The following is a 20,462-nucleotide window of genomic DNA, read 5'->3' on the forward strand; positions in this document are numbered from 1 at the left end:
GTTTATGCCTCTTCCTTCATCCAAGTCTTCAGCAACCGCGCGGCACTATCGGGATCCTTCGAGACCGTGTGGACTACGCGATCACGAAGTTCGGTGTCGGCTTCTGGGAACTCAAACCGGCTCGCCGCAGGCGCCTTGAGCGCCTGACGCACCGGCGCATCGGCTCCCGCCGAAAGCGCAGCGGGCGAGCCAACACCGGCGAGCGCGAGCTGCGCGCCACGCCCGCCGCCAGTCGTGCCCTTACCCTTGAGCGACTTCATCGCCGCCATCGCGAGCACAAACGCCAGCAAGAGACCGACACCCGTGAGTACTGGGCGCTGGAACTGCTCCACACGCTGCGCCATGTCCGGCGCCGGCGCGGGTTCAAAGACGGTCTTTGGCGTTTCGAACTGCTGACTCGCCACACTCACTACGTCTCCACGGGCACTATCGACACCCACGGCGCTACGGACGAGCATCTCAATGCGCGCCAGTTCTTCGGCCGTGCGTGCCTTGTAGCGGGGAATCGTATCGGCCGCGCCGCTCTGGGCAATGCGCTTGTCGTTGATCAGCACCGCCACCGTGAGCCGCTTGATGTTGCCAATGGCGCCCGAGAAGACTTCAGTGCTCTTGGAGTTTTCGTAGCTATTGGCCACGTTCGTGCTGGCCGCGCCGCCCTGTGCACCAGGCGTGATTTCGTTTTTCTGTTCGTTGGTGAGCGCCTGCTTGTCAGGATTGATCTCCTGCACCGTGCGCTCCACTTTGTCGAAGTTGATCGCGGCCGACACACGCACGCTGGCGTTGTTGTGACCGACCATCTCCGAAATAAGATCCTGCGCTTTCTTTTCGAGGTACTTCTCCACGTCCTGCTGCACGCGCAGCTGCTTGCTGCTCAAGCCAAGCGCTGTGCCGCCGTCGTTGGGTTCAGAGAAGAGGCGTCCCGTTTCGTCGTGAATGCTGACGTTGTCCGGGCCAAGTCCGTCGACGCTCGACGATACCAGATGCGCGATGCCGGCCACGACTTCCGGGGCCGGCTGTCCGCCACTGCGCATCGCGATCAGCACCGACGCCGTTGCCGGACGGTCATCGGCGCGGCGAAACGCGGGCTGCTCCGAAATGGCGAGGTGAACCTCAGCGCGCTCAATGCCGCGCATGCGGCCAATCGTGCGCTCGAGTTCTCCCTCAAGCGCGCGACGATAATTCACGCGCTGCGTAAAGTCGTTCCATCCCCAGCTCGGCCGGTCAAACAGCTCGAGCCCTGGACGATTGCCGCCTGGGAGTCCGTCCTTCGCCAGCGCCACGCGGGCGCGCGCCAAGTCCGTTTCGGCGACAAGAATTTCCGCGCCACCACGTGCGAGCTCGTACTTGATGCCAGCCTGCGTGAGCCGGTCGGCGAGTTCCGAGGCCGTCTGTAGCGGCACGTTCGTAATGGCCGGCACCATCGTCGGCGCGGTCGCGACACGTGAGGCGACGAGAATCAGCACGGCAACACCGAGGCCGACAGCGCCGATCAACACTCGGCGCAACCCTCCAACGCGGTCGATCAGTTCGTTGAGCATCTAACCGTCAACCCTGCATGTTGGCGAGCGTGCGATACGCTTCGGTGAATTTGTTGCGGACCTCAATCAGCATCTGCAGCGAGATCTGCGCTTCTTCGGTTGCGGCCATCACTTGATGGATTTCGACGTTGTCGCCGCGAATGAACGCGCCGAGCGTGTCGGCCGCCTTGTCCTGCTGGGCGCCCACATCATTCAGCGCACGCTTGAGCGAATCGCCGAACGACGAACCGTCGTTGCCACCGAGCAGCGGTACCTGCCTCGCACCGGTGTCACCGAGGCCTTGGCCGATCTTGGTGGACAGTCCCTGCGTGAATCGCGACGCCGCTGCGCCAATTGGATCGCTCATAATCAGGCCCTGATGTCGAGTCGGCGACCGCGAATCGGCGGCGCGTTGGTGGTCGGGGTCTTCAGATTCATGACTTTCGAATACGTCAGCGGACCAGAGCTCGCCGAGCGCGCAAAGAAGTTGCGCTCTTCATTCGTGAGGATGCTCCAGAGCGCCGGATCGGTGCCCGCCGGCGCCTGCACACCACTCGCCGTGACGGCCGGGCGCTGCGCGTTGGCGGCACTGTCCAGTTTCGAGCTGTCAGCGCGCGTGCCCAAGGCGCGAGTTGCTTCGCCGTTGGCAGGACGCGTCTGCGTCTGATCGAGGCGCGCGGTGAGCGCGTCGCGGAGAGAGTTGTTGACGCCGGAAAGACTCATCTGGATATCTCTTAGATGTCGATGCTGCGACGCAGCATCGACTTAGTGGCCTGAAACACGGTCGCGTTCGCCTCGTACATCCGGCGCGCATCCATCAAGTCAACGATCTCATCGGTCACGCGCACGTTCGGATAGCGCACATAGCCATCCTTGTTGGCATCCGGATGACTCGGGTCGTACACGAGCGGTCCTTCGCGCGCGTCTTCGGTGATGGCCGTGACCTGCACGCCGGCCGCGCGATCGGCGGGCGCATTGCCCACCACCGAGTCCGGCGTCACCGACGTCACGCCGGCCACACCGCTCGCACTCGCATAGGCCTCGCTGAACTGCGACGGATCTGCGGCCTGCATTTCCACCACGCGACGACGATACGGGCCACCACCTTCGGTGCGCGTCGTTTCGGCGTTGGCGATGTTGGTGGCGATGGTTTCCATCCGCACGCGCTGCGCGGAGAGTCCGCTCGCGGCAATACCCAGTGTGCGAAACATCGGCCGCGCGAGCGGCTGCACACCGGTGGGAAGAAATCCGATGGGTTTTGGCATGGCTTACTGTCCCTTGAGGGCTTCGCGAAGCCCTTGATAGGCTTCTTTCAGCAACTTCGCGGTCGCTTCAAAGCGGAGCTGCTCGTCGGCGAGGCTGACCATCTCGGATTCGATGTTGATCGGCCCTTCTTCTTGGCTCCCAGGCGTGGCGCCGGTCTCGGGCAGCGAAAACCCGCCCTGCTGCTGAGCCGTGGCACGTGCCACCCGATCGGCGATAGAGCGTGAGCGCTGAACGCTCACATCTAGGCTCGCCTTGAGCTGGTTTGCCATCGTGGTTCTGCCAACGAGGTCGATCGACATAGAGATTCCGGGTAGGGTTGTCGACCATCCTAAATGCAACCCCAGTGCCACGCCCGCGGCGTGGTCCGTATGCGCGGCGTTAGTTGTTTATTGACAACGAGTTAGCTCATAATTGGGACCATTAGTCAGGATGGCCGATGGGTGCAAAAAGCGGGGGTCAGTCGGCAATAGTTGCCGACTGACCCCCGCTGGTAACCCAATGTGTCTAGTTCCTAAGGCGCGCTGTCACCTTCTATGACACCTTCTGTGGCCCCATCGGCTCCGCCAGGGCTATTCAATTTATTGCGGAGCGTCCGGACCGAAATTCCCAGCATTTCGGCGGCGCGGGTGCGGTTTCCGCCCGCGGCCTCAAGGGCACGTTCGATCAGCACCCGTTCGGCGTCCGCAACATTCAGCGAGTTGAGCAACACGCCCGAGGAACTTTGGGCGGCCGGTGCTCCGCCATCGGAACGGCGGGACATCGAGCTCGGAGCGGTTGGCCCTTCGGTGACGCTCCCCGCCATCGGAAGAGGCGGGGCGGGGGGCGCGAAGTGAGTGGGTCCCGCGCCCAGCGAGGCGGGGCGTGCCGACGGAGGAATCTGGTTGATCCCGGCTACGGGGGTCAGCCCGTAGCGTAGCGGATCAAAGGCATGCACCTGAATAATTGGGTCATTCGAGAGAATGACCGCGCGTTCCACCGCGTGCTGCAGTTCCCGAACATTCCCCAGCCACTCCTGGGCGGTGAGGAAGTCCAGCGCCTCCGGAGAGATGCCGCGGACTTCCTTCCCCATTTCGGTGCCGGTCTTTACGGCAAAGCGCATGGCGAGCAGCGGAATATCTTCTGGCCGCTCGCGAAGGGGGGGAATGAGAATCGGGATGACGCCGAGCCGGTAGTAGAGATCGCGGCGGAAGGTACCGGCCGCGGCGTCGGCGGCGAGGTCGCGGTTGGTGGTGGCGATAATGCGTACGTCAACGCGAATCGGCGTGGTGCCACCGACCCGCTCAAACTCCTGCTCTTGGAGCACGCGCAGCAACTTGGCCTGCAAGTCGAGCCGCATTTCACTGACTTCGTCGAGCAGGAGCGTGCCGCGGTGGGCGCGCTCAAAGGCACCTTCGACCCGCTTGATAGCGCCGGTAAAGGCGCCCCGCTCGTGCCCAAAGAGCGCACTTTCGATGAGTCCCTCTGGGAGGGCGGCGCAGTTCAGCTGAATAAAGGCGCGGTCGGCGCGGTCGCTGCGGTCGTGAATGGCGCGGGCAAAGAGTTCTTTGCCGGTGCCGCTCTCGCCCTGCAGCAAGACGGTGGCGCGCGTGGGCGCGGCCATCGCAACGGTTTGGAGAATGCGGCGCAACGGAACGGAATCGCCAATAATCTGACGTTCGTTGCGGAACTCCATCACCTCTCGACGGAGCGCTTCGTTCTCTCGGCGCAGGCGCACGAACTCAAGCGCCTGGTCTACGGCGAGCTCGAGCTGCTGCGGGCGAATAGGCTTGGTGATGTAATCGACGGCGCCCGCTTTGATACTTGCGACCGCGTTCTCAATGCTCGCGTAGCCCGTGAGCATAATGAGCGGCACATCGTAGCCATCGCGCGCGAGGAGATTCAGGAACTCCAAGCCCGACAACCCCGGCATCCGGTAATCCGAGATGATGAGGTCAATGCCGCCGCGCGCGAGAACTTGAAAAGCTTCCGGCACGTTGCGCGCGCCCGCCGTGTGATGACCGGCGCGCTCGAGCGTGTCCTGCAAGATGAGGCCGACTGACGGATCGTCGTCGACGTACAGTATGGAAGCCATTCGGGGGCGTCTGGGGATCGTGCAACCTGAGCAACGATATACCCAAAACCCTCACCCGGCAACTCTTGCCGGGTGGTATTCGGGAGTTGAGGGGCGAAATACCGTGACAAAGCAACGGTCGCGAACGGTCCAAAAGCCCCGTGCGCGACGATGCTTCTTAATAGATGTAGATGAGCCCAGCCGGCCTGCTAGAGCGAGCGGCTGAGCAGACCGGTATTTGAGTTCCGAGAGGCGCTCGTGTAGCCGACGGCCGCCGCGCTGCCTTTTGACAGCTGGGCGAGCTCGCGTCCCACCCGTGCGACTTCGATGCCGATGGCGTGTGTCATGGCACCATGGCTCTGCCGAGCACGCTCGGCGGCTTCGATCACGGCGTCGCGCCCCGGTCCGGTCGTCTGTTCAATGCCAGACGCCCGTACTTCGGCGAGAATCCCGTCGGCCTGCTCAAAAATTTCCCCGAGCGCCAAGGCATCATGCGCCGCGTGGCAGCGGGCATGGTCAAAGAGGCGCTCGAGTTGCTCGAGCCGTTCAATCACAGACTCTGGCGAAGCGATCACGCAACCTCTCGGCGCGGCGTGGCCGCAATAGTGTGGAACGCATCGCGCAGTTCGCGCACGATGGCGATGACTTTGTCGAGCTTGGCGAGATCGGGGCGAACGCCGAGGGTGGAGAGTTCGCCGAGCAAGAATACATAGAGCGCACTGAGTTCGTGTGCGATGTTGCCACCGCGCTCACGGTCTAACGATCCCAGCAGTTCACCGACGATCGCAAGCGACTTCTCAAAGCCCGCGCACCGGACCTCGACCTTCTTTGCCGTAATGCCGACCCGAGCCCGCGCGAGCGCAGTGAGAAGCCCGTCGAATGTGAGCACCACCAGTTGGCCGGGGCTCGAAGTGAGGACCTGCGATTCACGGTACGCAGTGTTGGCCGACGAGGAATACGGATTAGACAAGCCTGTTGCTCCTTCAGAGGTCTTTTAGGAGTATCGGCTATTTCGACTGCGCCTGAAGCGCATTCATCTGCGATGTGAGGTACGAACCCAAGGAGTTCGACTTCGACATTGCGGCTTCCATGGCGGTGAACTGCGCGGTGAGTTGCTTGCGTCGGGCATCGAGGCGCCCCTGAATGGCGGCGATCCGCGAGTCGAGGTTACTGGCGCGCGTGGTGGCTGCAAAGCTCAGCCCCGTGGCCGTTCCGCCGAAGTTCGCGGAAATGCCATCGGAAATCCTGGCAAGGGTACCGGCGAGGCCAAGCGAAAACGAGAGCGTTCCTGCGTCACCGTTTACCGGCGTTGTCGTGCCGGCGAAGAGCAAGAGAATGCTGTCCGTATTCGCATTGCCCTTGGCTCCCGTGAGCAGCTGACCGCGCCCGGTAGCGGCTTCGCCGTTGATGGTTCCCGCTACGTCGAGCCCGGTGTACGATCCCGCCGTAATGAGTGAGGCAATACCGTCTCCAACAGATCCCGGCGTATAGGCCACCGTGAACGCGCCTGGCGTGCCGTGGTCGAGCGCATCGACGGCGAATTTTCCGCCGCTGTTCGATGCCACCAACCGGATGCCGTTGTCTGCAAATGCGGTGTTGAGTCGTGACACGACAGCGTCGAGCGTGTCGCCGCCCGCGAGCGAAATCGTTCCTGTCTTTCCGCTGGCGCCGTCGGTGACCACCATGGTGTCGGCGGTTCCTGAGTTCACATATAGACCACCCGCCCACACCGAGCTCGATGCCGACGCGAGCGTCGCGGCCTGCGTAATGGCGACCGCGTACGGTGTGTTCGATGGCTTCGCCGCGGATCCGGCAGCGATGAAGGACAGCTGACTGTGGCTGGTAGTACCGGTGACGGTAAACAAGCGCTGAAGATCCGAGAAGTTCGACGCGGCCATCTTCTGGAACACGGCCGTATCGAGCGACAATACGCCGGTTTTATCGTGATGGAGTCCGACCATCGCGGCGGATGTCAGCGACCCGCTGGCGCCGATGATTGGCGTAAGCAGCGTGTCCGTCATCGACTGCACCATCGCCTTGGCCGTGTAGTTGTGCGCGAGCGCCCCACCGGCTGCCGTGGCCTGCTTGACCCAGCTTTTTGCCGAGTTGTAGGCCGACACGAACGTGTTGAGTGCGCTGGTGAGCGCGGACACATTATGCGAAACATCCACCGTGACGGTTGAGCCGACTTCGGCGCTGAGCAAGTTGAATGTGACGCCTGCTACTGCGTCACTGATGGTGTTCGTCGCGCGCGCAACGGTTTGCCCGTCAATGCGCATCTGCGCATCGGTGCCCGCCACGAGTTCACGACTGCGACCGAGCGTGCCGCCCGTGGCGGTCGAGAAGCTGCCTAGGCTGATCGTGCCGCCGGACGCACGCGCCACGGTGAGCGACAGTCCCAGCTGGGAAGCGCCCGTGGTGCTGTCCGTCAGGACGATGCGTCCGTCGTTGCCAATGGAGGCCGTGGCTGTCCGCGTGCCAGAACCGAAGCCCGATGTAGCGTCGTTGATCGCCGCGAGTAAATCGCTGACCGTGGCGGTTGCCGCATTGGTAATCTTGAACGTGGTTGAGACGCTCGTGCCGTCGCCACGCGTACCGCTGATGGTGAACACGTCATTGGTGGCGAGCGCCAGCGCTTGTGTGCCGATCTGGACGTTCGACAACAACGTTGCCCCGGCAGCGGCACCGCCCACGCCATTACTAAAGACGTTCGCACTGCCAATGGCGCCCGTGAGTCCGCCCCGCCCCGCGTTGGTGAATCCCAATGCCAGCAGCGTCTTCGCGCTGTCGGCGGGCACCGCCGCGCCGCTGTCGACTTCGACGGTGGCATCGGTCTGTAGTCGGTAGGCGGTGCGACTTCCCACGGTTTCGCTCACCACGGTCGCTGAACTGCTCGGTAGCGCTGCGTTTATTTTGGCCGCGATCGTCGTGAGTGAATCGACGCTGAGATCCACGGTAATCGATTGCCCGCCAACACGAATCGTGGACGGTGCCGGCAGTGGCACGCCAAGCGCGGCGGCGATCGCAGTCGTCGTGGACCAGACGCGGTTCGTTTGCGTGGCGCCCGATGCCGATACATTAGCGACCGTCGTACCGTCGCTGAAGCCCAGCGATTGGAGGACGCCATCGGTGGTGTCGGTTGCTTGAATGCCGGCGGCGCCAGTGAGGTCGCTGGTCAGCACGAGCTGCGAACCAGCACCCGCGCCGATAATCGTCGCCGTGACTCCGGATGGCGTCGTGCCGGTATTCGATGTGTTGATCTTCTCGCGAATAGACGCGAGCGAGTCGGCGGCGACGACCGTGATGAGGACACCGTTGAGCGAAAACTGTCCGCTCAAGTTCAGCGACGTGGAAGCGCTGGTGACGACGTTGCCGCCGAGTTTTTCACTGCGCGCGAGTTGCAACACTTCGGCCGAAAACTTCCCCGGTGACGCGCCCGTGGAGGCCGTGGCCGAGAGCAGCATATGACCCGTGCTGGCGCTGTTGCCGACGGTTGTGCTGAACAGGTCGAATGAGGAAGAGTCCTTCATGGCGGCGGCCGCAACATACACCTGGCTCACCACCTGCTTCATCTGATTCCACGCTGCCGCTTCGGACTGGGCCGTGGACTGTCGGTTCGTGACCGGCGTGAGTTCGTTGTTCTGGTCGATCGCTATGATCTGGTCAACCATCGTCTGCCATTGAATACCGCTCACCACACCGTTGACGGTGGCAGTGGGCTGTGCATTGGTGGCGAATCCGGACGAACCGCTAGCTGACGTCATGGTCTTACTCCCTGTGTGGTCCTGCTGAGGCTAAGTCCCCGGAGCCGAAACCGGCCCCGGGGACGTCGCCCATGCTACGCCTGCACTCCCCTTAGACTACTGGAGGAGCTTCAACACGCTCTGACCAGCCTGGTTTGCCTGCGCGAGCATCGCGGTGCCGGCCTGTGCCAGGATGTTGTTCTTCGAGAAGTTGACCATTTCCGACGCCATATCGACGTCGCGGATGATGCTCTCGGCCGAGTTGAAGTTCTGGATCGTCGTCTTGACGTTGTCGATAGCGGCCGTCATACGGTTCTGGCCGGCGCCGATGACGCCAAGGGCGGTGTTCACGGTGCCAATCGCGGTGTCGATCGCGGTCAGCGCGGCCGCAGCGTTCGCGCGGCTGAGTACGTCGACCGTTCCGGTGTCGACGCCCATCGTGCTCGTCGTCAGGTCGAGGCTGTTGCCGGTGACGGAAAGAACGTCATCCGTCGTGTACGCGCCGTGCGCGGCGCCGACGAGGAAGCTACCCGAGCCGGCGACCACCGTGATCACCTTCGTGCTGTTCGAGCCGGCGGTGGTACCATCGTTCGCGGCGTAGTTGTTGCCGGTATCGATCGAGATGCCCAGCGCGTCGAAGTTCAACGTGCGCTGATTGTCAACGGCCGCGATCGTCTGCGACACGCCACCGAACGTCAACGTCGCCGTGTCCGTGCCTGAGGAGAGCGATGTCAGCGTGTACGCGCCAGCCTGGGCGCCGGAGAACGTCACGTCCCACGTGTGTCCGCCAACCTGGACGAGGTTGTTGGACTGCGTGGCGCCGTAGGTGCCGTCAAGCAACTTCTGGTTCTGGAACTGCACGGTGTCGGTCGTACGGTCGATTTCCTGCTGGAGCGAAACGAATTCCGCCGAGATCTTGCCACGAGCCGAGTTGTCAACCGTGTCCGACGCGGCCTGAGCGGCCAGTTCCTTCATACGTTCGAGCAGGGACTGAATCGACGACGCCGCGCCGTCAGCGATGGCGAACACCGAACTCGCCTGCTGGGCGTTGGACGAGGCCTGGGTCAGCGCCTTGATGTCGGCGCGCAAGCTGTTGGCAATACCAAGACCCGCCGCGTCATCCGAGGCGTGGTTGATGCGGAAACCGCTGGACAGCTTTTCGCTGGACTTGGCGACCGCGTCCTGCACGCGACCGAGGTTGTTCGCTGCCGCAAGTGCCGAGACGTTCGTGTTGATGCGCATGACCTGCTCCCTGTTTGATGGTCGAGGGAATCCGTTCCCTCATGAGCCGCTGCATCTGTGCAGTAGCTCCAGAGTTCAGTATCGGAGCGACATCGAGGAACTTTAGCGCGAGTCGGTGTGATGGTGCGTCAGCGTCTGCGCGCGGCCCGTGTTGGCACCGCGTGCATCGCTCTCAATTAAATGAGATAGGCTGACGGACACTCCACGCCGTTTCGCCGAGCACGACCTGCGCGCCGCGGCTGGCATGGACGTTGATGATCAGCGGTCCCTGCAAGTTGGCGGTGGCTTGCTCAGTGCGTGACGCTGGGAGCGTGACAATCACGAACACCGCGAGCTGGCTCGCATCGCGCGCATCTAAACGAAACAACTCTGACGGCGAAAGCTCCGTCGTGAATCCTTCGAAAAAGACGAACGGATCGGCGAGCAGAAAGGCGAGCGTCGAATGGTCGACACTCTGCAGCCAGGCGGTTCCCGGCTTCGCACCGTCAATCAGAATCCAACTGTGGCACGCGGGAAATCCCAAAATGCCTTCGCGGAACTCGAGGATGTGTTCTTCCGCCACGTCGACGGGTCCGAAGAGTTCCGACGCAATGGTACGACGCGCGCCGGCGACCGGCACCGCAATGGACGAAGCGGTCATCACAAGTAGCTCGTGATCGAAAGGTTTAGCACGCGCGAGGTAGCGGACAATGCCGCCTGATACGCCGTCTGCCGAGATACAAGTTCAGTCATCGCCGTTTCAAGATCGACGTCTTGTATGTCGGACTTGAATGCCTTGAGCTGATTGGACAGCGCGGTAATGTTGGACTTGGTAATGTCGAGCGTGTTGGCACGTGCGCCGGTTTCGCCGATGAGCGATTGGATCTGGCTCATTGACGTGTCGATCGTCGTGAGCGTCGCGGCGACGGTGTCGCGGGTGCCGCCATTGAGCGCACCGGCAAGGTCCTGCAGTGTTTTCAGGATCCCTGAGTTGGCGTCGCCAAATACCTGCGCGCCGTCATGCGCGGAATCGATGCGCTGCCCGCGGTTGATTTCAATCTGACGGGCACCGCCTGAGGCGGCATTGACGGAGAACGTATAGGCCGCGCCGGCGGTGTTTGCCGTGTAGGGCGCGACGGTGGAGTTGTTGCCGCCGAACAGGAACTCGTCGCCGTCCTTTGTGTTGGAAATCGCCACCGCTTGCGCGAGCAATTGGTTCACTTCGGCGCCGGCTGCGGCTCGTGTCTGTGGCGTCGCCGTGTCGGTGGCCTGGCTCATGGCCAGTTCTTTGGCTCGGGTGAGCAGGTCGTTGAGCTGACTGAGCGCGCTGTCCTCGGCGCTCACGCGCCGCTGCGCCGTGCCGACATTGCGTGTGTACTGCGTGAGGGCGCTCAGCTGACTCTCGCTCTGCATCACGCTCGCCGCCGCCGTCGGGTCCTGCGATGCTTTTTCGAAGCTATGCCCTGTCGTGACTTTGGACTGGGCGGCGTCGAGCTGCGCGCGAACCGTCGTAAAGTTCGAGATCGCGAGTTGCGTGGCGAGGTTGTTGGTAATGCGCATTCCAGGGTTCTCCGAGGTCGGATTGATCCTAACGACAGGGGAGAGTGCAGAATCCGTGCCAGTAGAAGGATGGCAAAAGGGGACCTTTCTGCCGGGTGCAGGTCATATTGACCGAATAAATACGAACAAATACCGAACAAAACGAACTCAATCGCGCCAGCTACATCTAATGAAGAAGGTGCACTTTTCCGCTCAAGTCCCGAGCCCAATGTGCCGAAGATAAGAATGTGATAAACCGACGCGAGTGGCATCTGCCCGGAACGCTTGAGCTCATTGAGCGCCCGGTCAGTAGCCAAGCAGCGGAGTCGGCCTTTGGGGCCGCGCTACATGCGCGACTCGAAGTGGCCGACGACCGTGTGCGGCAGGAAACGCGGCACCTCGACGAAGTCGAGGCCGTGGCGTCGGCGTACCGTACGGCGGAAAGACCGCCGGAGGTTTTGGGCTAATGGGAACTGCACGGCAGCATGCCCCTTCGTCGCGGTGGGCGGGCTTGGTCCGCACCTCGTTCGATCAGGTCGTGTGTCATGACGAGTCCGCGGCTGAACGCGTGGAGATCGGCGACGTGATCGCGAAGGCCGCGGTCGGCGTGGACCGGGTCCGGCGTTCGGCGGCCGCAATTCGCCAAGCACTCGGCCGCCTGCATGCTGAATCGGAACTGGTGGATGTACTGGCCATACGAGGGCCACGCGCCGCCACTCCAGCCGGCGAACCGCCGGAGACCGCTGCGGCACCCACGGCTCGACTCGACATCACTCGGTGACGCTCATTCAAGTTCGCTCCCCACTCGCCGATACTGACCTCCCAGGAGGATTTCGATGAAAATCACCAAGGTTCCGTTCGATGCTGTAACCCAAGCGATTCGTAGCCGTGATACGGCGACGCCGGCGCAGGGAACGAAAGTCGATGCCAAGGCGACTCAGGCGCGTGCGCCTCGTCCCGACACCATCGAGCTCTCGGCAGAAGGGCGCGCGCTCGCCAAGGGCGGCGGGCTCACGCCGGAGCGGACCACTCTTATTCGCCAGCGCATTCTGCAGGGTGCCTACGACTCGACCGCTATTGTCGATCAGGTCGCGCAAAGCATTCTGAAGAGCGGCGACCTCTAGTCACACACCTTCAGCCAGCAGGGCACGTCTCATGAAGTTCCTCGTGATTGATGATTCGGCTACGATGCGACGGATTGTCGTGAACTCGCTGCAGCGCATCGGCTTCACCGACATCACCGAAGCTGCCGACGGCAAAGAAGCCCTCGGCAAGTTCGACAGCTCCATCGGGTTTATTGTGACCGACTGGAACATGCCGAACCTCGGTGGGGTCGACTTTGCGCGTGCGGTCCGGGCCCGAGACGATGGCAAAACCGTCCCGATCCTCATGATGACGACGCGCTCCTTGAAGGAAGACATCATCACGGCCCTGGAGTCGGGCGTGAACAACTACATCGTGAAACCGTTCACTCCGCAGATCTTGAAGGAAAAGATCGATGCGCTGACGGCCGCGGTGGCGGGGTAATGCATCATGTCAACCAATCGCGCGGCTGAAGTACTCTACGAGTCCGAAGCAACGTTGCGGCTCGTGGAGGGCGAACTCGGACAGCTGAACGCCGGACTGGAACCTGCTCCGGCGGTAGAAAACGCACCGAAAGAAGGGCGCACCATGCTCGCGTCGCTGCCGTACATCCTGCAGATGGCGAATAACGAGATCTTGCATGTCATTCAGAGCCTGCGTGACAGTCGCAGTATGTTGGAGCAGAGCACGGTGGAGCGCATTCAGCATACGCACTCCAAGTTGCAAGAAGTAGCTTCGGCAACGGAAACGGCCACGACCGGCATTCTCGATGCACTTGACCGCGCGCAAGGGTTGATTGACAGAATCGACGCCGAAGGCGCGACCAAGGAAAGCTCCGAGAACATCAAGGATGGGCTGCGCAACGAAATCTTCGGCATCATCGGGGCGCTGCAGTTCCAGGATATTACGACGCAACAAATCAACTACGCGTCGAATGTGCTGCTCGACATGGAATCGAAACTGCTGCGCCTTATGCAGATTCTTGACCCGTCGGCTGGCTCCGCCAAGGCGCTCGAAGAACTGCCGCCCATGAATGAATCGGCGCCAACGTTCGATATGCACGCGACGGTGAACAATCAGGAAACGCGTCAGGCGATTGCAGATTCCGTGTTTGGAGTCACCGCGAAGGCCTAACACGAAGGGCTGGGCACCTCCAGCAGCGCAGCAGCGCGTTCCACTCCGGGGCGCGCTGTCGCAATTGCGGCGGGAGAAAGGCGGGGTGGTATGATTCTGCTCATTGAAGACGATCCGATTGCCGGTGAGCTGCTCTCGCAGATCGTGCGCCGGCTCCGACTCCCCTCGCGACTCGCAGGCACGATTGCTGAGGCGCGTGAACAGTTGCGCGCCGTTCCTGTCGGTGTGGTGGTGGTCGACATCCAGCTCCCCGATGGCAGCGGGCTTGAGCTGATCGAGGAGATGCGGACGCTCCCGTGGTTACGGGATGTGCCGGTCCTGTTTTGTACAGGTGAAGCGACCGCCGATATTGTTCAACGGGTGCGGGCGCTCGGCGTTGTGGATTTCGTCATCAAACCCATTGCGCCGGATCTGATAACGGCACGGATTACCCGCGCCTTGGAGCGCACGCCGACGCGCGTGCCGTCGTCGCGCGACGTGATGGTGAGCAAACGCACCACCGCCAATGCCTACGTCCAAATGCGCGATCGCGTGCGGGATAGCCTCAACGCCATCGCGCAGATTATTGACGACGATGCGTCGGAACTCAAGGTCGCGGCGCTAGTGTCGGCCGCCGTCCTCTCCTGTACCGACCTCGGAGCGCTTCGCACCGCGAACATTCTGCGCGAGCTCGAGCCGGGCCGCGCGGATTATCAGGCCGCCCGACTGCACGATGCGGCACTGGTAGAAGCCGCCGCGTACGAGCCCGACGCCGAGATCAGCGAACCGCGCGTCCCGCGCCTGTCGGCGGCGGCGACCGCGCCCTAGTTTGCTGGGATGAGCAAGCGTGCGCTCGACCATCTCCGCGCGGTGGATCCGAAACTCGGCGCGATCATTGATCGCGTGGGGCCGTATCGTCCTGGGCGTCGCGAACAAGGCACGCACTTCGATGCCGTGGTGCGCTCCATTGTGTATCAGCAGCTCTCGGGGCAGGCCGCGGGCACCATCTACGACCGCGTAACGGCGATATACCGCGATCAACCGCCAACGCCGGCGCAGTTGCTGCGCACGCCACCCGAACGGCTGCGTGCCGCTGGGCTCTCGGGCCGCAAAGTGGAATATGTGCAGGCGCTCGCCGCACAGGTGAAGGCTGGAACGCTGCTTATCGAGACGCTGCACGAGCTCGACGACGAAGCGGTGATCGACGCCCTTACCCAAGTGAAAGGCATCGGGCGGTGGACCGCCCAGATGTTTCTGATGTTCCGGCTCAAACGCTCCGACGTGCTCGCGGAACTCGACCTCGGTTTGCAAAAAGGACTGCAGAAAGTACACGGACTCCGTACGCGGCCGTCGCCCGAACGCCTGCTCAAGCTTGGCGCGTGCTGGTCGCCGTGGCGCTCGGTGGCGGCGTGGTACCTCTGGCGTAGCCTCGAGTTGGACGACTGATGGCGGCCACGCGAAGCGTCGCCGTGACCGGTGCGACGGGGTTAGTGGGCGCGGCGCTTGTGCCGGCGTTGCGTGCGCAGGGATGGACCGTGCTGACCGTGGGCCGCGATGCGCGCGCGAACGTGCGCTGGGATCCCGCGGCCTCGGCACTCGATGCGCCCGCACTCAACGGAGTAGAAGCGATCATTCATTTGGCGGGCTCGGCAATTGGTGAGCGATGGTCGCCAGCGCGCCGGCGCGCGATTCTCGAGAGTCGCGTGCAGGGCACCACGCTCATAGCGAACGCCGCGTGTTCGATGCCAGTGCCGCCCCGTGTGATGGTGAGTGCCTCAGCGATTGGTGTGTACGGCGATCGCGGGGATGAAATTCTCAGCGAGGCGAGTGCCGCCGGCGCGGGATATCTGGCGTCGGTGTGTACGGCGTGGGAGGGCGCAGCGAGCGCTGCGCGCGATGCGGGGATTCGCGTGGTGCATCCGCGACTCGGTGTAGTGCTCGCGGAGACGGGCGGCGCGCTGGCAAAGTTGCTCGTACCGTTTCGGCTTGGGGCCGGCGGACCTGTGGGCACGGGGCAGCAATGGATGAGTTGGATTTCGCTCACCGACACCGTGCGCGCACTGATCGCACTGCTTGACGACGGCGGCATGAGCGGCGCGGTGAATGTGGTCGCGCCGGCGCCCGTTCCCAATGCCGAGTTTTCAAAAACGCTCGGCCGGGTGCTGCATCGTCCTGCCGTGCTCCCGCTACCGGCTTTTGCGCTCGAGCTGGCGTTTGGAGAAATGGCGCGGGAAACTCTGCTGGCGAGTCAACGCGTGGAGCCATCGCGTCTTGTGGCCGCTGGCTTTAAGTTTGAGCATGCATCACTCGCCGCCGCCTTGCGCGCCGAGTTGGGTATGGACAGCTGAGAATGGGACGAGCGACCGCCGAGGGGGCGCGATGAACCAACTGCGGGGAACAGATCTGCATTCGCACCTGATCCCAGGTGTGGACGATGGTTCGGCTGGCGAAGAGTTCAGTGCCGGCGCGCTCGAGTTTTTCCGGCGCGAGGGCGTGGGGCAGATTGTGACGACGCCGCATTTTATGGGATCGCTCACGCGCGACCCCGAGCGGCTCGCCGAGCGACTGGCCGAGTTCGATGCTGGATGGGCGGTGCTCCAACGGCTCGTGCGCGAGGACGGCGAGCGTGCGGGGACGCCGCTACGCGTGGAGCGCGGCGCCGAAGTGATGTTGGATGTGCCCGATCCCGATGTGTCGGATGCGCGGCTGCGGTTAGCGGGTGGGCCGTATGTGCTCGTGGAGTTTCCCGGACTGCATGTGCCGCCGATCAACGCCGAGTTTGCGATAGTCGCGTTGCGGGAGAGCGGATGGCGTGCGGTGGTGGCGCATCCTGAGCGGTATCGCAATCTCGACGAGGGGCTCACGACGATTGCTCGGTTCATGCAGGCTGGCGCGGTGATGCAGATGAACGCTGGGTCGCTGCTGGGTGGGTATGGCAGGACGGCGCAGAGTCAGGCGCGTCGATTGTTGGCGTTGGGGTGGATTGATTATGTGTCGAGCGATTACCACGCGCGGGGCGAGCCAGGGGTGGCCGCGTTTGCAGCGGCGCTGGTTGGCCTCGGAGCGAGTGAACAGGCTGAGTTGCTGACCGTGGTAAATCCGGCGCGTGTGTTGGCGGGTGAGTTGCCGTTGCCGGTGCCGCCGATTGATGCTGTGGGGGGCGACGCACAAGAGGCGCGCCCGTTGTGGGCACGCCTCTTTGGGAAACGCCGGGGCGGTTCGCGCTAACTAGCGGCGCAATCCGCGCAGCTGCAGTTCGAAGTCGAGCGAGTTGGTGGCGAGCGTAAGCGCCACTTCGAACGAGACCTGACCACTGATGACGAGATCGGCGAGGTGCTGGTCGAAGGTTTGCGTCCCGAACTCGGCGCGGCCGTCGGCGAGGGTCTGGCGGATTTCGCTCAGGCGCCCCGGATCGCCGAGTACGTCGCGAACCATTGGGGTCATGAGCAGAATTTCGGAGGCGAGCACGCGGCCCTGACCATCGGAGCGCGGCAGCAGGCGCTGCGCGACAATGGCGCGGAGCATTTCGGTGACGTGCAAGCGAGCCGTGTCCTGCTGATCGCTTGGGAGACCGCCGAGGAAGTGCCGGAGCGCGCCGGTGGCATCGGGGGCGTTCATCTTGCCGATGATGAGGCGTCCCGATTCGGCGGCGCGCACCGCCAGTTCGATGATTTCGGGATCGTCCATTTCGCCAACGACAATGATGTCGGCGTCTTGGTCGAGGGCCGCGCGCATACCGTCGGCGAAGCTGTCGGTATCGACGCCCACTTCACGCTGGGTAATGGCGCACTTGTTATTGCGGTGCAGGAACTCGATAGCCGTTTCGATGGCGACGATGTGGCGCCGGCGAGGGGCGTTGGTGTTCAGGTGGTGAATGAGCGCGGCGATGGTGCTCGCTCGCCCAGACCCAGGGACGCCGGTGACGAAAATGAGGCCGAATTCGCTGAGGGCGGCATTGGCGACATTGGCCGGGAGTCCCAGCTGTTCGACGGTTGGCAGCACGTCGGGGATGACGCGCATAACAATGGCGAAACTGGAGCGCTGCTTGAGGATGGAGACGCGGAATCGGGCGATGCCCGGGGCGCTCCAAGGTCCTGAGTAGTCGCGGACGTCGTCGATGGAGGGGGCATTCGAGGAGGTCCCAAGGATATGGGTGACCATCTCGAAGGTGCTGACGGCGGTCAGGACGGGGGTGTCGAGGGGGGTGAGTTGGCCCCCGACGCGTGCGTAGACGACGTCGCCCGCTCTGATATGGATATCAGAGGCGCCTCGTTCAATGCCCTCAGCGAGGAATTTCCGCAGCTTTTCGACCTCGGCCTGTGAGGCCGAGGGTCGAAAGCGTCGTTCCTCGGGAGCGCTACTGGACGACATGGGCGAAGGAGATTGGGATTCCTGTGCTCTGACGGCAGGGTACATCGAAATGCGCCTCTTATCGAACGCTAATAACTAAACCGGGCGCCAGAGGTGTGGCGTCTCGGTATTGGCGCAAGGAACGTACCACTGTTACAATATAAACAGTGGTGCAAAAGTTTCCAGTGGCCGCTACTATATTACTTGTAAGCCCCAAGCGAAACTAGGGAAATCGGGGCATCTTGTCATAGTGGTACCCCCCCCGACATCCCAATTGACATCTATATGACGACTGTCTGACCCGATGGGCACCAACCCCCCCCTGCATTTGGCGAGGCTTGAGCTTCGGCACCGCGCGCTGGCATTCCAGCGTCGCCGGTTCTGGCGCGAGGTGAGTTACGGTGGGGTGATGCTGTTGGCCGACGTGATCACGCTGTCGGCGGTATTTGTGTTCTTGGCGATGTTGCCGTTGGAATCGATTCTGCCAGGATCCGGCGTGCGTGATGCGGAGTCGTTTGTGCGTGGCTTATTGCCACAGACGCCGGTGGCGTTGATCCGTCGTGTGACATCGTTGTTGTTTTGTCTGATGGTGACGCGTTCCTACGATTACATGCAGCGTCCGCAACTTCCGGCACGTATTGCGGCGGCGCTGTTGTTGGGCTTGGTGTTGCCGCGCTGGCAGGAAGTGTGGACCGCGCAGACGACCGGCCGCTGGTTGTTGATTGGCGGTGTGCTCGCGGTGACGTGGGGTGTGATGTCGTTGCAGCGGCGCGGGATGTCGGAGGTGTTGCGTCCGATCGATCCGCGTCGGCTCGATCCGGCACGCACGTTGATTGTGGGGCCGGCGGACGATGTGCAGCGTCTGGCGGTCGAGCGAAAAGAGAGTGGCGGCGTGACGCCGCCGATGTTTCCGCTTTCGGACTCGTGGCCGACGGGAACGCAGGAAAGTATGCGCGGGTTGTACGACGCGATGGCGGAGTCGGCAACCGACACGATTGTGCTGGTGGGGTCGTTGACGGACTCGGCGTTGCAGGCGGTGATGATTGCGTCATCGAGTGCTGGGGCCAGTGTGTATGCGACGCGGCGCGAGGCATTTCGGGAGCTGGATGAGCCGAGTTTTGTGCTGCGTCGTGCGGAGCCATTGGCGTTGTTGTCGCGCCCTGCGCTCGTGGGATCGCAGCTGGTGATTAAGCGGGCGATGGACATGGTCGGATCGCTGTTGGGATTGATTGTGTTGTCGCCGGTGATGCTCTTTGTGGCATTGTCGGTGCGCCTGACCTCAAAGGGGCCGGTCTTCTTCCGGCAGACGCGAGTCGGGCTTGGCGGCGATCCCTTTATGATGCTCAAGTTCCGCACGATGGTGCACGACGCTGAGCGGCAGCAGGAGGCGCTGGAGCAGGCGAACGTCTATTCTGGCACGCCGTTGTTTAAGCTGGCGCACGATCCACGGCTGACGTCGATTGGGATGTTCATGCGCCGCTCGTCGTTGGATGAATTGCCGCAGTTATTCAACGTGTTGAACGGCGAAATGTCGTTGGTCGGGCCACGTCCGGCGGTGCCGGCAGAGGTGCTGAAGTACAAACAGCATCATTTTGTTCGATTTGAAGTGTTGCCCGGCATGACCGGTCCGTGGCAGGTGAGTGGTCGGAATGCGATTCGCGACTTTGAAGACGTGGTTCGGTTGGATGCGGCCTACATTCGCGGTTGGACGGTGTGGAAAGATCTCGCGATTCTGCTGCGGACAATTCCAGCCGTTCTGAGCATGAAAGGGGCGTATTAGCGTCCTCGGACGGCCGAACACCGGATTTACGGTGACGTGGACCTGTGGGACATCGTTAAAGGAAGAAGGGGTGCGGGCCATTCTGGGCAGGGGCTCGCCGTTGGGATTTCACCAGAGGATTGGCATCGACATCATGAGTTTCTCACGGTTGAGCAGGATGGGTTCGGCGATTGCCGCAGCGTTGCTGCTGTCCGCCTGTGCCGCGCGCCGGCCGGAGACAGTGGTTTCGCCGTTGCCGGTGTCCCCGACGCCGGTGTGGCGTTTGGAGACGGGCGATCAGGTGAAGGTGAAGTTCTACCGTGAACCAGAGTTGACGACCGATGCGACGGTGAATCGGAATGGAGATGTGTATTTCGCTGGCCTCGGTCGGGTGCACGTGGCCGGATTGATGTTGGATTCCTTACAAACCGATTTACAGGCGCGGTATGAGCGGTTAGTGCTGGAGCCGACGCTGGATGTTTCGATGTCACGCGACATCGTGTTTTATGGTCAGGTGCGGACGCCGGGCACGGTGGTGGCGGATCAGGCGCTGACGGTGCTGGGGGCGTTGGCCAAGGCGGGCGGGTCGACCGCGCTCGAGCGTGATCCGACGATCTGGTTGGTGAAGGCGAATCGCCGTACGTACGCGCTCGCGGGTGACGCGCGACTGTCGTCGATCGATCTCGAGCATGGCGACGCGATATTTGTGCAGGGCCAAGGATTTCTCAGTCGTAATCAACAGAACCTCGCGCTTGTGGGGTCGATGTCGCAGCTGCTCTTGACGTCGATTTCTCTTATTTTCACCGTGCTCAAGTAGGCGA

The 20,462-nt window shown here is 62.6% G+C and carries 24 protein-coding genes; 11 read left to right on the plus strand and 13 right to left on the minus strand.

Going from position 1 to position 20,462, the window contains the following annotated elements:
* Positions 1-2 precede the first annotated feature (2 nt).
* The 12 genes from fliF to flgL all read right to left on the minus strand — a co-directional run bounded on the left by fliF (position 3) and on the right by flgL (position 11,357).
* Positions 3-1,538 carry a flagellar basal-body MS-ring/collar protein FliF gene (gene fliF / locus NTZ43_09970; GenBank protein MCX5767533.1) on the minus strand — a complete coding sequence of 512 codons (1,536 nt, stop codon included), beginning with the start codon at positions 1,536-1,538 and terminating at the stop codon, positions 3-5.
* Between the two features lie 7 nt (positions 1,539-1,545).
* Positions 1,546-1,884 (minus strand): flagellar hook-basal body complex protein FliE, encoded by a 339-nt coding sequence (gene fliE / locus NTZ43_09975; GenBank protein ID MCX5767534.1) that lies wholly within the window; start codon positions 1,882-1,884, stop codon positions 1,546-1,548.
* A 2-nt stretch (positions 1,885-1,886) separates the two neighbouring features.
* Positions 1,887-2,240 (minus strand): hypothetical protein, encoded by a 354-nt coding sequence (locus NTZ43_09980; GenBank protein ID MCX5767535.1) that lies wholly within the window; start codon positions 2,238-2,240, stop codon positions 1,887-1,889.
* 11 nt (positions 2,241-2,251) lie between these two features.
* Positions 2,252-2,728: a flagellar basal body rod protein FlgC gene (gene flgC / locus NTZ43_09985; protein MCX5767536.1), complete on the minus strand. Its 477-nt coding sequence runs from the start codon at positions 2,726-2,728 to the stop codon at positions 2,252-2,254.
* A 57-nt stretch (positions 2,729-2,785) separates the two neighbouring features.
* Positions 2,786-3,082 carry a hypothetical protein gene (locus NTZ43_09990; protein ID MCX5767537.1) on the minus strand — a complete coding sequence of 99 codons (297 nt, stop codon included), beginning with the start codon at positions 3,080-3,082 and terminating at the stop codon, positions 2,786-2,788.
* A gap of 212 nt (positions 3,083-3,294) precedes the next feature.
* A complete protein-coding gene (locus NTZ43_09995; protein MCX5767538.1) occupies positions 3,295-4,854 on the minus strand; it encodes a sigma-54 dependent transcriptional regulator in 1,560 nt (519 codons plus the stop codon).
* A gap of 188 nt (positions 4,855-5,042) precedes the next feature.
* Complete coding sequence (locus tag NTZ43_10000) at positions 5,043-5,408, minus strand: hypothetical protein (GenBank protein ID MCX5767539.1); 366 nt, start codon at positions 5,406-5,408, stop codon at positions 5,043-5,045.
* Complete coding sequence (fliS, locus tag NTZ43_10005; protein ID MCX5767540.1) at positions 5,405-5,803, minus strand: flagellar export chaperone FliS; 399 nt, start codon at positions 5,801-5,803, stop codon at positions 5,405-5,407. Before fliS ends, NTZ43_10000 begins: the two co-directional genes overlap by 4 nt.
* A 37-nt stretch (positions 5,804-5,840) precedes the next feature.
* Positions 5,841-8,597 (minus strand): flagellar filament capping protein FliD, encoded by a 2,757-nt coding sequence (gene fliD, locus NTZ43_10010; protein ID MCX5767541.1) that lies wholly within the window; start codon positions 8,595-8,597, stop codon positions 5,841-5,843.
* A 96-nt stretch (positions 8,598-8,693) separates the two neighbouring features.
* A complete protein-coding gene (locus NTZ43_10015) occupies positions 8,694-9,818 on the minus strand; it encodes a flagellin (protein ID MCX5767542.1) in 1,125 nt (374 codons plus the stop codon).
* A gap of 172 nt (positions 9,819-9,990) precedes the next feature.
* Positions 9,991-10,458: a flagellar assembly protein FliW gene (gene fliW / locus NTZ43_10020; protein ID MCX5767543.1), complete on the minus strand. Its 468-nt coding sequence runs from the start codon at positions 10,456-10,458 to the stop codon at positions 9,991-9,993.
* Positions 10,458-11,357 carry a flagellar hook-associated protein FlgL gene (gene flgL, locus NTZ43_10025; GenBank protein MCX5767544.1) on the minus strand — a complete coding sequence of 300 codons (900 nt, stop codon included), beginning with the start codon at positions 11,355-11,357 and terminating at the stop codon, positions 10,458-10,460. The genes fliW and flgL overlap by 1 nt, the downstream gene beginning before the upstream one ends.
* A gap of 227 nt (positions 11,358-11,584) precedes the next feature.
* On the opposite strand from flgL, the gene NTZ43_10030 reads away from it, so the two are divergent.
* The 9 genes from NTZ43_10030 to NTZ43_10070 all read left to right on the plus strand — a co-directional run bounded on the left by NTZ43_10030 (position 11,585) and on the right by NTZ43_10070 (position 16,760).
* A complete protein-coding gene (locus NTZ43_10030) occupies positions 11,585-11,803 on the plus strand; it encodes a hypothetical protein (protein ID MCX5767545.1) in 219 nt (72 codons plus the stop codon).
* The gene (locus NTZ43_10035; GenBank protein MCX5767546.1) at positions 11,803-12,117 is read left to right on the plus strand and encodes a hypothetical protein; all 315 of its coding nucleotides are present in this window, start codon (positions 11,803-11,805) and stop codon (positions 12,115-12,117) included. The genes NTZ43_10030 and NTZ43_10035 overlap by 1 nt, the downstream gene beginning before the upstream one ends.
* A 55-nt stretch (positions 12,118-12,172) precedes the next feature.
* Positions 12,173-12,460, plus strand: a complete 288-nt coding sequence (locus NTZ43_10040) for a hypothetical protein (GenBank protein ID MCX5767547.1) — start codon at positions 12,173-12,175, stop codon at positions 12,458-12,460.
* Positions 12,461-12,491: 31 nt separating this feature from the next.
* Positions 12,492-12,863 carry a response regulator gene (locus NTZ43_10045; protein ID MCX5767548.1) on the plus strand — a complete coding sequence of 124 codons (372 nt, stop codon included), beginning with the start codon at positions 12,492-12,494 and terminating at the stop codon, positions 12,861-12,863.
* Between the two features lie 6 nt (positions 12,864-12,869).
* Entirely contained in the window at positions 12,870-13,553 is a 684-nt protein-coding gene (locus tag NTZ43_10050) for a hypothetical protein (GenBank protein MCX5767549.1), read from the plus strand.
* A 90-nt stretch (positions 13,554-13,643) separates the two neighbouring features.
* On the plus strand, positions 13,644-14,360 hold the full coding sequence (locus NTZ43_10055; protein ID MCX5767550.1) for a response regulator: 717 nt from the start codon (positions 13,644-13,646) through the stop codon (positions 14,358-14,360).
* Positions 14,361-14,369: 9 nt separating this feature from the next.
* Positions 14,370-14,978, plus strand: coding sequence for a DNA-3-methyladenine glycosylase (locus NTZ43_10060; GenBank protein MCX5767551.1), 609 nt, complete (start codon positions 14,370-14,372; stop codon positions 14,976-14,978).
* A complete protein-coding gene (locus NTZ43_10065) occupies positions 14,978-15,880 on the plus strand; it encodes a TIGR01777 family oxidoreductase (protein MCX5767552.1) in 903 nt (300 codons plus the stop codon). The genes NTZ43_10060 and NTZ43_10065 overlap by 1 nt, the downstream gene beginning before the upstream one ends.
* A gap of 31 nt (positions 15,881-15,911) precedes the next feature.
* Positions 15,912-16,760 carry a hypothetical protein gene (locus NTZ43_10070; protein ID MCX5767553.1) on the plus strand — a complete coding sequence of 283 codons (849 nt, stop codon included), beginning with the start codon at positions 15,912-15,914 and terminating at the stop codon, positions 16,758-16,760.
* On the opposite strand, the gene NTZ43_10075 is transcribed toward NTZ43_10070, so the two are convergent.
* Positions 16,761-17,903, minus strand: a complete 1,143-nt coding sequence (locus tag NTZ43_10075) for an ATPase, T2SS/T4P/T4SS family (GenBank protein ID MCX5767554.1) — start codon at positions 17,901-17,903, stop codon at positions 16,761-16,763. It lies immediately after the preceding gene.
* Between the two features lie 283 nt (positions 17,904-18,186).
* On the opposite strand from NTZ43_10075, the gene NTZ43_10080 reads away from it, so the two are divergent.
* Together NTZ43_10080 and NTZ43_10085 are read left to right on the plus strand one after the other, a co-directional pair.
* Positions 18,187-19,662 (plus strand): exopolysaccharide biosynthesis polyprenyl glycosylphosphotransferase, encoded by a 1,476-nt coding sequence (locus NTZ43_10080; GenBank protein MCX5767555.1) that lies wholly within the window; start codon positions 18,187-18,189, stop codon positions 19,660-19,662.
* Between the two features lie 157 nt (positions 19,663-19,819).
* Positions 19,820-20,458 (plus strand): polysaccharide biosynthesis/export family protein, encoded by a 639-nt coding sequence (locus tag NTZ43_10085; GenBank protein ID MCX5767556.1) that lies wholly within the window; start codon positions 19,820-19,822, stop codon positions 20,456-20,458.
* Positions 20,459-20,462: the final 4 nt, after the last annotated feature.

It is taken from the genome of Gemmatimonadota bacterium (assembly GCA_026387915.1).
In the GTDB taxonomy this organism is placed as follows: Bacteria; Gemmatimonadota; Gemmatimonadetes; order Gemmatimonadales; family Gemmatimonadaceae; genus Fen-1231.

Bases quoted from the DNA above. Each gene is read 5' to 3' on its own strand.
- NTZ43_09980 (MCX5767535.1), bottom strand. From the start codon at position 2,240: ATGAGTCTTTCCGGCGTCAACAACTCTCTCCGCGACGCGCTCACCGCG.
- NTZ43_09995 (MCX5767538.1), bottom strand. From the start codon at position 4,854: ATGGCTTCCATACTGTACGTCGACGACGATCCGTCAGTCGGCCTCATC.
- NTZ43_10040 (MCX5767547.1), top strand. From the start codon at position 12,173: ATGAAAATCACCAAGGTTCCGTTCGATGCTGTAACCCAAGCGATTCGT.
- NTZ43_10035 (MCX5767546.1), top strand. From the start codon at position 11,803: ATGGGAACTGCACGGCAGCATGCCCCTTCGTCGCGGTGGGCGGGCTTG.
- NTZ43_10085 (MCX5767556.1), top strand. From the start codon at position 19,820: ATGGGTTCGGCGATTGCCGCAGCGTTGCTGCTGTCCGCCTGTGCCGCG.
- fliE (MCX5767534.1), bottom strand. From the start codon at position 1,884: ATGAGCGATCCAATTGGCGCAGCGGCGTCGCGATTCACGCAGGGACTG.
- NTZ43_10055 (MCX5767550.1), top strand. From the start codon at position 13,644: ATGATTCTGCTCATTGAAGACGATCCGATTGCCGGTGAGCTGCTCTCG.
- fliW (MCX5767543.1), bottom strand. From the start codon at position 10,458: ATGACCGCTTCGTCCATTGCGGTGCCGGTCGCCGGCGCGCGTCGTACC.
- NTZ43_10045 (MCX5767548.1), top strand. From the start codon at position 12,492: ATGAAGTTCCTCGTGATTGATGATTCGGCTACGATGCGACGGATTGTC.
- flgL (MCX5767544.1), bottom strand. From the start codon at position 11,357: ATGCGCATTACCAACAACCTCGCCACGCAACTCGCGATCTCGAACTTT.
- NTZ43_10060 (MCX5767551.1), top strand. From the start codon at position 14,370: ATGAGCAAGCGTGCGCTCGACCATCTCCGCGCGGTGGATCCGAAACTC.
- flgC (MCX5767536.1), bottom strand. From the start codon at position 2,728: ATGTTTCGCACACTGGGTATTGCCGCGAGCGGACTCTCCGCGCAGCGC.
- NTZ43_10015 (MCX5767542.1), bottom strand. From the start codon at position 9,818: ATGCGCATCAACACGAACGTCTCGGCACTTGCGGCAGCGAACAACCTC.
- NTZ43_09990 (MCX5767537.1), bottom strand. From the start codon at position 3,082: ATGTCGATCGACCTCGTTGGCAGAACCACGATGGCAAACCAGCTCAAG.
- NTZ43_10070 (MCX5767553.1), top strand. From the start codon at position 15,912: ATGAACCAACTGCGGGGAACAGATCTGCATTCGCACCTGATCCCAGGT.
- NTZ43_10050 (MCX5767549.1), top strand. From the start codon at position 12,870: ATGTCAACCAATCGCGCGGCTGAAGTACTCTACGAGTCCGAAGCAACG.
- NTZ43_10080 (MCX5767555.1), top strand. From the start codon at position 18,187: ATGGGCACCAACCCCCCCCTGCATTTGGCGAGGCTTGAGCTTCGGCAC.
- NTZ43_10065 (MCX5767552.1), top strand. From the start codon at position 14,978: ATGGCGGCCACGCGAAGCGTCGCCGTGACCGGTGCGACGGGGTTAGTG.
- fliD (MCX5767541.1), bottom strand. From the start codon at position 8,597: ATGACGTCAGCTAGCGGTTCGTCCGGATTCGCCACCAATGCACAGCCC.
- fliF (MCX5767533.1), bottom strand. From the start codon at position 1,538: ATGCTCAACGAACTGATCGACCGCGTTGGAGGGTTGCGCCGAGTGTTG.
- NTZ43_10075 (MCX5767554.1), bottom strand. From the start codon at position 17,903: ATGTCGTCCAGTAGCGCTCCCGAGGAACGACGCTTTCGACCCTCGGCC.